This is a genomic window from Comamonas aquatilis (genome assembly GCF_965139575.1).
Taxonomy (GTDB): domain Bacteria; phylum Pseudomonadota; class Gammaproteobacteria; order Burkholderiales; family Burkholderiaceae_C; genus Comamonas; species Comamonas aquatilis.
In genome coordinates this window covers 109728-124028 of record NZ_CBCSIW010000008.1, presented here as the reverse complement: position 1 = coordinate 124028, position 14301 = coordinate 109728, and the positions used below count along the sequence as shown (strand labels likewise).

16 protein-coding genes are annotated in these 14301 nt (G+C 59.7%); 5 read left to right on the top strand and 11 right to left on the bottom strand.

All coding sequences use genetic code 11. The features are described 5' to 3' along the window. Positions 1 to 14 precede the first annotated feature (14 nt). From ACNAZA_RS12250 to ACNAZA_RS12235, 4 genes are all read right to left on the bottom strand, one after another. Entirely contained in the window at positions 15 to 1040 is a 1026-nt protein-coding gene (locus ACNAZA_RS12250) for a sulfonate ABC transporter substrate-binding protein (protein WP_415796845.1), read from the bottom strand. A 210-nt stretch (positions 1041 to 1250) separates the two neighbouring features. Further along, positions 1251 to 1856 (bottom strand): NADPH-dependent FMN reductase, encoded by a 606-nt coding sequence (gene ssuE / locus ACNAZA_RS12245; RefSeq protein ID WP_415796844.1) that lies wholly within the window; start codon positions 1854 to 1856, stop codon positions 1251 to 1253. A 121-nt stretch (positions 1857 to 1977) separates the two neighbouring features. Then, positions 1978 to 2181 carry a hypothetical protein gene (locus tag ACNAZA_RS12240; protein ID WP_415796843.1) on the bottom strand — a complete coding sequence of 68 codons (204 nt, stop codon included), beginning with the start codon at positions 2179 to 2181 and terminating at the stop codon, positions 1978 to 1980. 57 nt (positions 2182 to 2238) lie between these two features. Then, positions 2239 to 3270, bottom strand: coding sequence for a sulfate ABC transporter substrate-binding protein (locus ACNAZA_RS12235; RefSeq protein ID WP_415796842.1), 1032 nt, complete (start codon positions 3268 to 3270; stop codon positions 2239 to 2241). 142 nt (positions 3271 to 3412) lie between these two features. Here ACNAZA_RS12235 and ACNAZA_RS12230 point away from each other — a divergent pair, with 142 nt between their 5' ends. Further along, positions 3413 to 3688 carry an oxidative damage protection protein gene (locus ACNAZA_RS12230; protein ID WP_120967173.1) on the top strand — a complete coding sequence of 92 codons (276 nt, stop codon included), beginning with the start codon at positions 3413 to 3415 and terminating at the stop codon, positions 3686 to 3688. Between the two features lie 321 nt (positions 3689 to 4009). Here the strand turns inward: ACNAZA_RS12230 and ACNAZA_RS12225 are convergent, their stop codons facing one another. From ACNAZA_RS12225 to ACNAZA_RS12195, 7 genes are all read right to left on the bottom strand, one after another. Further along, the gene (locus tag ACNAZA_RS12225; RefSeq protein WP_120967172.1) at positions 4010 to 4510 is read right to left on the bottom strand and encodes a disulfide bond formation protein B; all 501 of its coding nucleotides are present in this window, start codon (positions 4508 to 4510) and stop codon (positions 4010 to 4012) included. 113 nt (positions 4511 to 4623) lie between these two features. Further along, complete coding sequence (locus ACNAZA_RS12220) at positions 4624 to 5751, bottom strand: sulfate/molybdate ABC transporter ATP-binding protein (protein ID WP_120967171.1); 1128 nt, start codon at positions 5749 to 5751, stop codon at positions 4624 to 4626. A 29-nt stretch (positions 5752 to 5780) separates the two neighbouring features. Next, complete coding sequence (cysW, locus tag ACNAZA_RS12215) at positions 5781 to 6821, bottom strand: sulfate ABC transporter permease subunit CysW (RefSeq protein WP_415796841.1); 1041 nt, start codon at positions 6819 to 6821, stop codon at positions 5781 to 5783. Further along, a complete protein-coding gene (gene cysT / locus ACNAZA_RS12210; RefSeq protein ID WP_415796840.1) occupies positions 6821 to 7702 on the bottom strand; it encodes a sulfate ABC transporter permease subunit CysT in 882 nt (293 codons plus the stop codon). The genes cysW and cysT overlap by 1 nt, the downstream gene beginning before the upstream one ends. Positions 7703 to 7861: 159 nt before the next feature. Further along, entirely contained in the window at positions 7862 to 8863 is a 1002-nt protein-coding gene (locus ACNAZA_RS12205; protein WP_415796839.1) for a sulfate ABC transporter substrate-binding protein, read from the bottom strand. A gap of 253 nt (positions 8864 to 9116) precedes the next feature. Next, on the bottom strand, positions 9117 to 9725 hold the full coding sequence (locus ACNAZA_RS12200) for an RBBP9/YdeN family alpha/beta hydrolase (RefSeq protein WP_415796838.1): 609 nt from the start codon (positions 9723 to 9725) through the stop codon (positions 9117 to 9119). A gap of 145 nt (positions 9726 to 9870) precedes the next feature. Then, positions 9871 to 10785: a LysR family transcriptional regulator gene (locus ACNAZA_RS12195; protein WP_120967167.1), complete on the bottom strand. Its 915-nt coding sequence runs from the start codon at positions 10783 to 10785 to the stop codon at positions 9871 to 9873. Positions 10786 to 10987: 202 nt separating this feature from the next. Between ACNAZA_RS12195 and ACNAZA_RS12190 the strand changes: the two genes are divergently transcribed. From ACNAZA_RS12190 to ACNAZA_RS12175, 4 genes are all read left to right on the top strand, one after another. Beyond that, entirely contained in the window at positions 10988 to 11605 is a 618-nt protein-coding gene (locus ACNAZA_RS12190; RefSeq protein WP_415796837.1) for an FMN-dependent NADH-azoreductase, read from the top strand. A gap of 233 nt (positions 11606 to 11838) precedes the next feature. After that, positions 11839 to 12246, top strand: coding sequence for a hypothetical protein (locus ACNAZA_RS12185; RefSeq protein ID WP_415796836.1), 408 nt, complete (start codon positions 11839 to 11841; stop codon positions 12244 to 12246). 689 nt (positions 12247 to 12935) lie between these two features. Continuing rightward, on the top strand, positions 12936 to 13700 hold the full coding sequence (locus ACNAZA_RS12180; RefSeq protein ID WP_415796835.1) for an energy-coupling factor ABC transporter ATP-binding protein: 765 nt from the start codon (positions 12936 to 12938) through the stop codon (positions 13698 to 13700). After that, entirely contained in the window at positions 13693 to 14286 is a 594-nt protein-coding gene (locus ACNAZA_RS12175; protein WP_415796834.1) for an energy-coupling factor transporter transmembrane component T family protein, read from the top strand. The genes ACNAZA_RS12180 and ACNAZA_RS12175 overlap by 8 nt, the downstream gene beginning before the upstream one ends. Positions 14287 to 14301: the final 15 nt, after the last annotated feature.

Here is a 14301-nt window from a genome sequence, read left to right as displayed (position 1 = left end):
TGTCTTGCTAGGTCTCAACGACCGGCCACCAGATCGATCGGCGCGGCATGCAGCAGATTGAGCTTTTTGGGAATCAGCTTGAGATCGAAGAAGGTGTCGGCAATCTTTTGCTGCTCGGCCAGAATTTCGGAATTCACAGCCTTGGTGCCGAACTCCGTGCGGCTCAGGTACAACTCGGTCACCGCGGAATCCAGACCCAGAATCTGGGACAGCTCGGCCGCCGCCGCACTCTTGTTCTTGGAGGCCCAGGCGTCAATCACGGCAATTTCCTCAATGGCAATGCGCAGCACATCGGCATTGCGCGTGGCGAAATCACGCGAGGTGAAGTAGTAGGCCCGGTTGTTGGCCACGCCCTTGGCATCGGCAAGCAGGCGGGCATCCAGCGATTTCTGGGCTGCGGCCAGAAAGGGGTCCCAGATGACCCAGGCATCGACCGCGCCTTTTTCAAACGCCGCACGTGCATCGGCCGGTGCCAGGAAGACAGACTGCACATCGCCGTACTTCAGGCCGTGCTTTTCCAGCAGCTTGACCAGGAAGTAATGAACGTTGGAGCCCTTGTTATAGGCAATGCGCTTGCCTTTGAGGTCGGCCACGCTGCGAATGGCCGAGTTCTTTGGCACGATCACCGCCTCCAGCCCGGGTCTGGCCACGGTGGCGCCGGCGTAGACCAAAGGGGCTCCGGCGGCCTGGGCAAAAATGGGTGGGGCCTCGCCCACATCGCCAAAGTCGATGGAACCTACGTTCAGTGCCTCCAGTTGCACCGGACCGGCATTGAACTCCACCCAGCGCACGGCCACGCCCAGCGGACTCAAACGCTTTTCCAGCGTGCCGCGGTTCTTGAGAATGGACAGCCAGCCTTTTTGGTGACCGACGCGCAACACGCGCTGGCCCTGGGCAGCGCCCTGACCGGCTTGCTGGGCCCAGAGCGAGCCCGATGCAGCCAGCGCTGCGACTCCAGCGGTGCGCGCCAGCCACTGGCGGCGTGTGGTTTGAGAAATGGCGGCCTTGGCCGGTTCGGAGGGAAACAATGGCTTGCTCATGATGTAGGTCTTGGGTTCTTGCCGTCTGTCGTTGGCGAAGGTTTTCAGGAAAATCGGGCGCAAGCCCACATTCACAGCGCGCAGACTGCTATCAATTCAGGAATATCTTGGAGAGGAATGCAGCAGCCGGAACCCGGGCCTTCAGGCGTCGGACTCAAAACATCAGGACTGCTGGGAAGGCCTCAGCTCACACGAGCTGAGCGCTTGATTTCAGACGCTACATCGCACATCGGCAAAAGCGATGTCTTCAAATTCGGCGGCGCGGTACAGCGACTCTTGCAAGCGGGCACGGCGCAAATCGGTGGCCAGCAAATGGGCCGCATCCTCCACGCGCTCGGCGATATCGGGAGCAATGCCGTAGCCACCTTCGGGCAACAACGGCACGCCCTGGTCGGTGGCGTAAATGCCGGGCAAGATGTGGCGCGCACCTAGGGACTGCAGCACGGGGCGCAAGGCATAGTCCAGTGCCAGCATGTGGTGGGGGCTGCCGCCCGTGGCCAGCGGTAGGACCAGCTTGCCCTTGAGCGCGGTTTGGGGCAACACATCGAGAAAGACCTTGAGCAAACCGCTATAGGCTGCCTTGTAAACCGGCGTGGCCACCACGATGGCATCGGCCTGGGCGATGCGGGCCGTGGCCTCTCGAATTTCGGCCGCGTCGAACTGGGCACCAAGCAAGGCCACGGGGTCTAGCCTGGACAGCTGCAGCAAGGGCTCGGTGCTCAGCCCGTGGGCATGCAGGCGCTGAGCCGTCGCTTGTAGCAGCGCGGTGGAGCGTGAAGGCTGTGTAGGGCTACCGGCAATCAGCAAAATCGACATGGCTTGGCTTTATCTTTGTGGGTGCGTTAAGAGCTGTTAGCGGGGTCCAGAAAATCGTAGATTTGCGTTTCAAGGTACGGCAAGACTTCGCTGCGACATATCAGGGGTTGTGTTGCTGCCTCTAAGACTGTCGCACCGTGCTGGGGGACTCGTCCGGCGTCCTGCTCCCGGCCGGGATTTGCGGTGGCTTAGGCCACAGCTTGCCGCTGGCAATCAGTGCTTCGGCTTCATCCCACGAAGCCTCCCACGCCAGCAACGGCTGGCGGGCATTCATAGCTCCTGCGCTCAAAAACGACTGCCCCAGACGGCTCCAGAAATTGCTCATTACCCGCTCCTGTGTTTGCTGTGATCTGGTGCGGCGGGCCGGCCCGCCGCGCTGTGCTTACTTGTTGACGTAGATCTGGTCAAAGCTGCCGCCGTCGGCAAAGTGGGCCTTGTCTGCCGCCGCCCAGCCGCCAAAGGCCTTGTCGATGGTGAACAGTTCCAGCTTGGGGAACTGGCCGGCAAATTCGCTCGCCACCTTGGTATCGGTGGGGCGGTAGAAGTTCTTGCCGGCGATGCGCTGGGCTTCTTCGGAGTACAGATACTTGAGGTAAGCCTCGGCCACGGTACGCGTGCCCTTTTTGTCCACCACCTTGTCAACCACGGCCACCGAAGGCTCAGCCAGGATGGACAACGAAGGGGCGATGATCTGGAATTTCTCGGCGCCAAACTCCTTGAGCGCCAGATAGGCTTCGTTCTCCCAGGCCAGCAGCACATCACCCAGGCCGCGCTGCACAAAAGTCACGGTGGAGCCACGCGCACCGGTATCCAGCACGGGTACGTTCTTGTAGAGCTTGGTGATGAAGTCCTTGGCCTGTGCATCGCCGCCGTATTTGCGCTTGGCAAATTCCCAGGCCGCCAGATAGTTCCAACGGGCACCGCCCGAGGTCTTGGGGTTGGGCGTGATCACCTGCACACCGGGCTTGACCAGGTCATCCCAGTCCTTGATGCCCTTGGGGTTGCCCTTTTTCACCAGAAACACGATGGTGGAGTTGTAAGGCGCGCTGTTGTGCGGCAGGCGCTTTTGCCAATCGGCCTTGACATTGCCGTTCTTGACCAGAGCATCGATATCGCCGGCCAGAGCCAGTGTGGCCACATCGGCCTCAATGCCATCAATGATGGAACGCGCCTGCTTGCCCGAGCCGCCATGCGATTGCTTGGTGGTGACGTCCTGGCCTTTTTCCGCCTTCCAGTGCTTGCTGAAAGCCTGGTTGTATTGCACGTACAGCTCACGTGTCGGGTCATAGGAGACATTGAGCAGCTGGGCACTTCCTTGCGCCAAAGCGGGCAATGCAGGCAAAGCGGACAAGGTCAAGCCCAGAGCAAGACTGGCAGCCAGAGGAAACTTGATAAAGTGACGGCGATTTTTCATGAGTCTGTGTTCTTTAAGTGAGTGAACAACGCGGGCATCCCTCGTTGCTTTGCATTCTTCATCCGCAGACTTAAAACTCAAACCAATAAGATTTCAGTTTGTTATTACTCAAACATCTGAATCACCAACAAGGACCCCATTCATGGCACGTACCGTTCACTGCATCAAGCTCGGCGTTGACGCTGATGGCCTGGACTTTCCTCCCTATCCCGGTGAGTTGGGCAAGCGAATTTATGAAAGCGTGAGCAAGCAGGCCTGGGCCGACTGGCTCAAGCACCAGACCATGCTGGTCAATGAAAACCGCCTGAATCTGGCCGATGCACGCGCTCGCCAGTACCTGGCCCGCCAGATGGAGAACCATTTCTTCGGCGGCGGCGCAGATGCCGCCCAGGGCTACGTACCGCCTACGGCAGCCTGATCGAGATCAGGGCTCGCAGGCTAGCGCATCGCTATAAACTGGAGCGACACACTCTCAAATAGATAGCTTGTTGCGCTTTATTGGATTGGGCTTCAGCCTGATTCCGCCCAAATTTCCGAAAAAAAAAGCCAAGCCCCTACAGTTCGCGCTGTAGGGGCTTGGCTTTTTGGTTTGGTAACTTCTGAAGAGTTAAAAAATAAAAGCGGCGTTCTGGCAAGCACTCAGCATCAAACCTCAAGTTTTTGGGCATGAAAAAGCGCCCCTGCAGGGCGCCAGATCGTGTTGAAGGCGATGCCTCGCCTTCAGATCGCGAGGCATGGCTTACTTGCGCTGCCCCTTGAGCAGCAACAGCAGCAAGACCACAGAGAACACGGCAAAGCAGACAAACGACCAGTTGGCAATCGAGCCGCCCAGAAAGCTCCAGTCCACCGCTGCGCAGTCGCCCGAGCCACGGAAGATCATGGGGACAGCGCGACTGATGGAGTAGTTCTCGATCATGCCGTAGAAGTCGCGGCCGCAGGTGGCGAACTCGGGCGGGTACCACTGCAACCAGCTTTGGCGTGCGGCGACAAAGGCACCAAAACCGCTCATGAGCAGCGCCAGCAGGCCAAAGCTCATCCACCAGCCTTTTGAGCTTCTGGCGCTTGCCAGGGCAGTGAATACCGCAACGGCAATCAGCGCATAGCGCTGCACGATGCACATCGGGCATGGCTCCAGGCCCACCACATGTTGCAGATACAGACCAAAGGCCAGCATGGCCACACAGGTGGCGCTGACCAAGGCAAGGATGCGCCGGGGCGCGGTGGCAAACCATTCAAGCATGTCTACTTCTCTTTCGGCGTCATTTCAAGGAAATACCCAGTACAAAAAAGCAAAGGCTGCGGCATCTGCAAGAAGCCACAGCCTTGTCCATGCGAATGGAAGCTAGTGCATCCTCAAATACCGGCAGCCTCATCCAGGAACACCTTGGCTCGGCGCGGAGTGACCACCAGGGTCTCTCCTTCACGCAAACCCATGTCCTTGAATTGCTGCGCAGGAATCTGGGCTTCAATCAGCCCATCGCTTCCCGCATTGTCGGTGTTTTGTGTGCCTTCGGAGGGAATAAGTTCCAGGCGCGCAATCGGCCCGACCACAATCGCCCGCGAGAGCTGGGCCACGATGCCGGTGGGTCGGCCCTGAGCGTCCAGATTCTGGCCCGGGGAGTAGCGTTCCACCTCCAGATCATGCGGGCGCACATAGGCAAAAGCATGGCTGTTCTGCGCGCCTTGGGCATCCTTGCTATCGAGCTGCATGCCTTCTTCCAGATAGACACGACCATCGCTGGCGCGACCCTTGAAGAGATTGACGTCGCCCAGAAAACCGTAGACGAAAGGCGTGGCCGGGTTGTCCCAGACTTCCTGGGGAGTGCCTTCCTGCTCGATCTTGCCCTGGTTGATGACCACCACGCGGTCAGCCACTTCCAGCGCTTCCTCCTGGTCGTGGGTCACGAAGATGGAGGTCACGTGCAACTCATCGTGCAAGCGGCGCAACCAGCGGCGCAGCTCCTTGCGTACCTTGGCATCCAGCGCACCAAAAGGCTCGTCCAGCAGCAGCACCTTGGGCTCCACGGCCAGGGCACGGGCCAAGGCAATACGTTGACGCTGGCCGCCCGACAGCTGCGAGGGGTAGCGGTCGGCAATCCAGTCGAGCTGAACCAGCTTCAACAGACTCATGACCTTGTCGCGGATATAGGCCTCGCTGGGGCGCTCCTTGCGGGGCTTGACGCGCAGACCGAAGGCCACGTTCTCAAACACCGTCATATGGCGAAACAGCGCGTAGTGCTGAAACACAAAGCCCACGTTGCGGTCACGCACATGCACATCGGTGGTGTCTTCACCGCTGAAGTGGATGGTGCCCACGTCGGCGGTTTCCAGGCCGGCAATGATGCGCAGCAGCGTGGTCTTGCCGCAGCCCGAGGGCCCTAGCAAGGCGATCAGCTCGCCAGATTTGATGTCTAGGCTCACATCGCGCAGCGCCTGAAAGTCGCCGAACTGCTTGCTGACGTTACGGATTTCGATACTCATGATGAAACTCTGCTTCAGATGCAGGCAGCTCAGGCTGCCTTGGCGGTATTGCTTGAAATGCTGCCGACCGGGCTGGGGCGCTCAGGAGGAGCTTCGGCAGCGGCCTTGGCCTGCTGCTCGGCACGCCACTCGGCGATGGACTTGATGAACAGCGTCACCAGGGCCAGCAGCGCCAGCAGCGATGCCACGGCAAAAGCGGCTGCAGCCTGGTAGTCGGCATAAAGCACTTCCACATGCAGCGGCATGGTATTGGTCTGGCCGCGAATATGGCCGGAGACCACGGAGACGGCACCAAACTCGCCCATGGCACGGGCATTGCACAGAATCACGCCGTAGACCAGACCCCACTTGATGTTGGGCAGCGTCACCTTCCAGAAGGTCTGCCAGCCCGAAGCACCCAGCACGATCGCTGCCTGCTCTTCATCGCTGCCCTGCGCCTGCATCAGCGGAATCAGCTCTCGGGCGATGAAGGGGAAAGTCACGAAGATGGTGGCCAGCACAATGCCGGGCACGGCAAAGATGATCTGGATCTCGTGCTTGGCAAGCCAGGGGCCCAGCCAGCCGTTGGCACCAAACACCAGCACATACATCAGACCGGCCACCACAGGCGAGATGGAAAACGGCAGATCGATCAGCGTGGTCAGAAAAGCCTTGCCCTTGAACTCATACTTGGCAATGCACCAGGCAGCTGCCACGCCGAACACCAGATTCAGCGGCACGGCAATCAAGGCCGTGATCAGCGTGAGCTTGATGGCCGACAGCGCATCGGGCTCACCCAGGGCGCTGATATAGACGTCCCAGCCCTTGCGCAGCGCTTCGCCAAACACGGACAGCAGCGGCAGGATCAGGAACAGGCCCATGAAAATCAGGGCCACCGAGGTCAGCACCCAGCGCACCCAGCGCGGCTCGGTGGTGCTGATCTTTTCGAGCTTGGTGCTCTTCCCGGGCGCCGTGATCTTGTAAAGCGCCACCAGCAGCACCAGAGCGGCGATAACCCAGACCAGCAACTCCGTCCAGATGGGCTGCAGGCCGGGGAAAAAGCCCACCAGCAATTCATGAATTTTTTGCATCAGCGGCCTCCCTGTGCCTTGCGCTGCCACGCCTGCAAGGCATTGATCAGCAGCAGCAATACAAAAGAGATCAGCAGCATGACCACCGCCACGGCAGTAGCACCAGCCAGATCATGCTGATCGAGCTTGGCCATGATGATGAGCGGCGTGATTTCGGAGACCATGGGAATATTGCCCGCAATGAAGATGACTGAGCCGTACTCACCCACAGCGCGTGCAAACGCCATGGCAAAGCCCGTGAGCAGCGCCGGACCGATGTGCGGCAGGATCACTTTGTAGAAAATCTGCCAGCGCGAAGCGCCCAGGCTGGTTGCTGCTTCTTCCAGCTCTTTCTCGAAGTCCTCGAGCACCGGCTGCACCGTGCGCACCACAAAAGGCAGGCCGATAAAAATCAGCGCAATCGCAATGCCCTTGGGGTTGTAAGCCATCTGAATGCCCAGCGACTCGAAGTACTGCCCAATCCAGCCGTTGCCGGCATACAGCGCCGAAAGCGAGATACCGGCCACGGCCGTGGGCAGGGCAAACGGCAGATCCACCAGTGCATCCACCACCTTCTTGCCGGGAAACTGGTAGCGCACCAGCACCCAGGCAATCAGCATGCCGAACACCACGTTCACACAGGCCGCCACAAAGGACATGGAAAACGACAGCTTGTAAGAAGCCACCACGGCAGGCGATGCCACGGCGTTCCAGAACTGCCCCCAGGTCAAGGTGAAGCTGGCGGACAGCAAAGCCACCAGCGGAATGAGCACAATGATGCTCAGATAAAAAATCGTGTAGCCCAGCGTCAGCCCGAAACCGGGCAAAACGCGCTTGCTGCTGCGAGCCTTGCGGGGGCTCTCCTTAGCAAGCGTGGGACTGGTCGGGACAGCAGTCGACATAAACGTTCCGAGGCAGCCTTGTGGTGAGGAAAATAAAGAGATCAGAGAGCAAGAAAGCAGGCAAGAGAAACATCGGGGGCCAGCCCCCATGGCTCTCGCCTGCTTGTTGCACTCGAAGACGATTCAGCTGCGAGTCAGATGCAGCTCAGTTGGCAAGGCTTACTTGCCGGGGGTGTAGAGCTTGTCGAACTGGCCACCGTCGTTGAAGTGCACTTTTTGTGCTTCGGTCAAGGAACCGAAGTACTTGCCCACGGTGAACTGCTTGATGGGCTTGAACACATCGGCGTTCTTCTTGAGCACGGCTTCGGAGCGGGGACGCAGCGCATGCTTGGCCGCAATTTCCTGGGCTTCGTCGGAGTAAAGCCATTGCAGATAATCATGGGCCAGCTGGGTTGTGCCCTTCTTGCCTACAGTGCGCTCCACCACGGCCACGGGGTTTTCCGCCACGATGCTGACCGAGGGGTACACGGCATCGACCTTGCCCTGGCCGAATTCACGGTCCACGGACACCACTTCGGATTCAAAAGTGATCAGCACGTCGCCGATATTGCGCTGCAAGAAGATGCTGGTCGCATCGCGGCCGCCCTTGCCCAGTACGGGCACGTTCTTGTAGAGCTTTTGTACAAAGTCGGCGGCTTGTGCATCGGTGCCGCCTTTTTCACGCACCGAGCCCCAGGCTGCCAGATAGGCGTAACGGCCGTTGCCACCGGTCTTGGGGTTGACCACGACCACCTTCACATCGGGACGGATCAGGTCGGACCAGTCCTTGATGTTCTTGGGATTGCCGTTACGCACCAGAAACAGCATGGTGGAGGTGGTGGGCGATGCATCGTGAGGGAACTTCTTGTTCCAGTCCTTGGCGACCACACCGTTCTGGGCCAGGAAGTCCACGTCGGTGGTCGTGTTGAAAGTCACCACATCGGCTGCGAGCCCGTCGTTGACTGCACGTGCCTGAGCGCTGGAGCCGCCATGCGACTGATCCACCTTGATATCCACGCCCTTGGTCTTCTTGTAGTAGGCGATAAAGGCTGCGTTGTAGTCCTTGTAGAACTCGCGCGCCACGTCGTAGGAGACGTTGAGCAGCTGCGTCTGGGCCGATGCGGCACCGGCTGCTGCCAGTGCGATGGATGCCAACAAAGTCTTGAGCTTCACGGAATGCATGGTTCGCTGCCTTTTCTTGTGCCATGTGTTTGGAGATGTACACATTGTGCGAACAGCTGCTTAAAACTCAAAAGAATATATTTTTCTTTGTTTTGTTGATTTCGATATAAAGAAACTCAGAGCAGGATTTCATTCTTGCAGCATCAGACGCCAGCCAGTCATCGAAAGCAATGAAAAACGGCGTCGAAACACATACAGGAATAGCGCTTTTAGCTATGAAAAAAGCAGCGACTGCTGCTTTAATCGGGGTTTATCAGGCCGGCACTGCAGGCCGTTCGGAACTCGTTCCCGCCACCGTGCGCCCCGCGCTTTTGCCCGCCGCCGACCAGGAACTGCTTTGCTGCAGCGATTGCAGCAAAGCCAGACCCAGCGGCCAGTCGCCCAAGCCGGATTCCACATTGATGTGCCCGGCGTTCTGCAGCCGTACCAGCTCGCTGCCCCAGGCGCGTGCATAAGCACCGGCTCGGCGTATGGGGCAATACGGATCGTTGCTGCTGGCCACCAGCACGCTGCGGTAAGGCAAAGGCGCATAAGGTACGGGAGCAAAATCGGCCAACTGGGCGCGTCGCTCGGGATCGGCCGGTGCCACCAGCAAAGCACCTTGGACACGGGCCGCTGCCTCCTCGCCCATATGGACCGTGGTGATGCAGCCCAGGCTGTGGGCCACGATGACGACGGGCTTGTCCGATTCCAGCACGACTTTCTCCAGCGTGCTGACCCAGGCATCGCGGTGCGGCACCAGCCAATCGTCCTGAACCACGCGCTGTGCGCCTGGCAATTGCTCCGCCCACAGGCTTTGCCAGTGGCCCGGGCCTGAGTTGCGCCAACCTGGCACGATAACGATGTGATAAGGGGATTCCACGGTGCCTCCTGCGAGTGCATTGCCTGCAAGAGCCGCATTGTGGTGAGGCCGACCGCCAAACCCAACGAATGTTTTGTTCTTACTTTATGGGTAGAAGCTAATACCGTAGGCAAAGCCTGGCGCCAAGACGCCCGCTTGTCCCCGTTCAGGGCTGGGCCAGGCTGTTGCGACCCGGCATGGTTTCGGCCAGAAAATCCAGGAAATGCCTGACCGCAGGTGCCAACCCGCGCCTTGACGGGAACACGGCATGGACAATGCCCGGCGGCGGCGCCCAGTCGGGCATCAGCTGCACCAACTGCCCGGCTGCCACTTCCTCCTGGCACATATAGTCAGGCAGCCAGCACATGCCGCTGCCGGCCAGGGCGGCAAATTTCAGGGTCAGCAAATCATCCACCACATAGCGCGGTTGCAACTGCAGTCTATGCTCCTTGCCTTCGGGGCCCAGCAGCAGCAGGCTGTAATGGCCGTCAACGGCCGACATGGCCATGCTGTCCAGCAGTTGCAAATCTTCCAGTTGGGTGGGAGTGCCCTGACGCTCGAGCAAATCGGGGCTGGCGACCAGCACCTGACGCGAGGTATCCAGGCGCTTGACCACCATGGAGCCGCTGTCTTCCAGACTGGCGCGCACGCGCAAAGCCACGTCCACGCCGTCTTCGACCAGATTGACCGGCCGGTTCGTCACCTGCATCTCCACCTGTACCAAAGGGCAGCGCTTGAGAAAATCCGGCATCAGCTCGCCCAGCACCGTCTGGGCCAGCGTTACCGGGCAGGTCACCCGAATGGCGCCGCGCGGCTCGGTCTGCACTTCGGCCACCGCATCGGAGGCGGCCAATGCCGCATCGCGCATGGCCTGGCAGTGACGCAGATAGGTCTCGCCCACCTGAGTGAGCGACAGCTTGCGCGTGGTGCGCTGCAACAGACGCACCCCCAGATGCTCCTCCAGCTCGGCCACGCGACGCGAGAGCCGGGATTTGGGAATACCCAGTGCCCGCCCTGCGGCAGCAAAGCCACCCCGCTCCACCACCTCGACGAAATACAGCATGTCATTGAGATCGACCATGCACACCTGCCTTTGATTTTTTGAGATCAATTACTTCGATATTCAGGACAATCTATCGCAAATTTGACGACTTATCGAACAATCTCAATAAATTCATAATCTATCCATCGAATCACTGGTTTCGGTAGGCGAGTTATTGCAATGCAGCAACACTCAGCCGCCTGAGGCCTGCTACATCCACCTCAATCGGACTGAACTACTTATGCGTATCCTGCACATCGACTCCTCCATCACCGGCACCAACTCCGTCTCCCGCGAACTCACCGCCGCCGTGGTTGAAAACCTCAAGCAAGCCAACCCCGAAGCCCAGGTCGACTACCTGGATCTGACAGTGAACGCCCCTTCGCACCTGAGCCCCGTCTCCATCGGCTTTCGCACCGGCCAACAAGCTTCCACCGAAGCCGAACGCCAGGAGAACGCCATCTCGGAAGCCTTGGTCAGCCAGTTCCTGGCCGCTGATGTGATCGTGATGGGTGCGCCCTTCTACAACTTCACCATTCCTTCGCAGCTCAAGGCCTGGTTTGACCGCGTGGCCCAGGCCGGCCGCACCTTTCAGTACACCGCCACCGGCCCTCAGGGTCTGGCAGGCGGCAAAAAGGTCATCGTGGCCTCCACCCGCGGCGGCATGTACTCCACCTCGGAAATTGGCCAGGCCCTAGAACACCAAGAAAGCTATGTCAAGGTGATGTTCAACTTCATGGGCGTGACCGATGTCAGCTATGTGCGCGCCGAAGGTATTGGCATGGGCCCTGAAGCCCGAGCCAAGGCCCTGGAAACTGCCCACGCCAGCATTGACGCCCTAGTGACCGTGGCCGCCTGATAGCCGACTCATCACGGCTACCAAGTCAGCCCAGCCGGCAGCGCCCAGAGCCTGCCGGCTTTTTTGACATCGATCAAACAAGTAGTCAGGCAGGGCTAAGCAGCTCTGTTCTGGCCCTTGCATCCCGCGTTTTTTGGTACGCTGAAGACATACAGAATTTCTCGCCAATTTTTCGCAGATAGCCACCGATGCCAGCCAGCAGCAACGGGGCGTTTGTCTGAGCCTCTGCCCCCATGTCCTCCGCCCCCATTCCCCGCATTGCCAACAAGCACAGCCGCTCCGACGAAAACATCGTCATCACGGTGCTGGGCATTTTTCTTCTGCTGACGCTGGTGCTGGGCACGGGCGGCTACCAGTACTGGAAGTACGTGCAGGAACGCGAGCAAAAGCAGTCTGATCAGCAGGCACTGCGCCGCTACAACGACTATTTGCGCACCCAAAAGGCGGCCGAGCCAAAAACACCGGCCCCCGCCGCCACAGCGGTTGCGCCGACCCAGTCCAGCGTGACGCAAAAGCTGCTCGAGCATCCCGGCGTTACGCCCGGCCCCGGCTTTAACGCGCCCGGTGTTCAAGCCACAGGCGTGACCATCATCGATGCCATTGACCAGGCTCAGGCCGCAGGAAAAACATCCAAGCCTTGAGCAGGCGAGCGGGCTTCATTCCAATTCGATAGCTGACTGCACTTGACTGGCAAGGGCTGAAAGCGCTTTCCTCTCATATCAGCCAGCGATTGATGCCTGGCAGTGCGCAGCTGACAGACGCACAAGCGATCCGTAGCGCACTGTACCCAGTGCCTGTTACAAATTTTCCGAGAATATTTTCGGCTCTAACCCACCCTGTTCTCCGCGCCGATTCGCCGCTTATCCCGCACTCGCATGGCCGCCAAAGCGCTAGATTACCCCGCGCAGCCCGGCTGCCCTAGCTCAACGCCGCGTATCGCAATGCCAAAACACTGCTTCTACGGCAACTTCCACACATGCAAGTCGCAAACTTGCACGACGATAGGCAAACATAGAGTCTATTCAAAGCAAACACTCGCAAGAGAGCGCTACAGCCGGCCAAGTGACGTTTAAAGACCGCATATGCACGCCATCCCAACCATCACCAGTCAATGCGACCGGTGAGGAAAATTCTTCCGTGTAATTCACACAAGAAGAAGCCGAGTTGCGAGACGTTGAAAACAAATGGACGGCGCTAGAATCCGCCGCATTCGGTCTCGGTCGCGAAGCTGCTTTGGCAAATTCAGGGCTGTGGTCAGTTGCCCGCCTCAATCTTTGTGTTTGCCGTCATGGATAGCCTCTCAAGTCCTAGTTTCGCCGCCTCCCCGCCCATGCCCGCGCCTGCTGGACTCCATGCAGCACCGGGTCTTGCGGGCATGCATCTGGTCAATGTCTCGCTCAAGCGCGGCATGACCCAGGTGTTTGAAGGACTGAACCTCACGCTGCAGGAGCAGCGCATAGGGCTGATCGGCGATAACGGGGCCGGCAAAAGCAGTCTGTTTCGCCTGCTGTGCGGGCTGGATCAGGCACACGGCGGCCAGGTGCTGATTGGCGAGGCCGAGCTGCACGCCGCCCGGGCCAAGCAACCTGGGCTGGTGGGCATGATGTTCCAGAACCCGGACGACCAGATCATCTTCCCCACGGTAGAAGAAGAGCTGGCCCTGAGCCTGCGCCCCCAGGGCCTGGGCAAGAAAGAAGCCAAGACCCAGGCCCGCGCCTTGTTGGAACGCCGGGGCCTGGCCCATTGGGCCGAGCGCGCCGTGAGCAGTCTGAGCCAGGGCCAGCGCCAGCAGGTGTGCTGGCTGTCGCTGCTGATCGCATCGCCCCGGGTGCTGCTACTGGACGAGCCTTTTGCCAGCCTTGACCTACCCGGACAGGCGCGACTGGCGCAGGACATCGCGGCAGCGCCGCAGCAAATCATCATTTCCACCCATGTGCTCGACCATGTGCGCGACTTCGAACGCGTAATCTGGCTCGACCAAGGCCAGTTGCGCGGCGACGGCCCAGGCCAGGAGGTCTGTGCCGCCTATGAAGCCGACGTAGCCACCAGACTGCAAACGCCGCTGCAGACAGTAGCACAGGTGCCACATGGGTAGTCTCTACAGCGAACAGCTGACCTGGCTGCACCGCTGGACGGCAGGCAGCAAATTGCTGCTGCTGGCCGTTCTGGGCACGTTGCTGTTTCTCATCCCCAACCCCTGGGTGCTGGCTGCGGCTGCGGTGGGCTGTGCCCTGCTGTGGCTATCCTTGGGTGAGGCCACAGGCATTGCCGGCCGCCTGCCGCGAACGGTGATTGTCACCTCGCTGCTGGTGGCAGGTTTTCACGTCTTCATGCAGAACTACACGCTGGCGGCAGTCAGCTCGCTACGGCTGGTGTCGGCCTCCATCCTGGGCATTGCCTTGACGGTCACCACCCGCCCCAGCGATCTGGTGGAGGTGCTGGAGCGCCTGCTCAAGCCATTGGCACCGCTGGGTGTTTCACCCGAGCGAGTGGCCTTGCAGCTGGCATTGATGCTGCGCTTTACCGAGCATTTTTTTGTGCAATGGAAGAAGCTGGACGATGCCCACCGTCTGCGTACCGGCAAGCCCGGCGGCCTGGCGCTGATCGCGCCGCTGACCATTCACATGCTGCAGGCCAGCAAGCGCGTGGCCGACGCCATCTGGGCGCGGCTGGGACAGTAAGACAATTCAAGCATT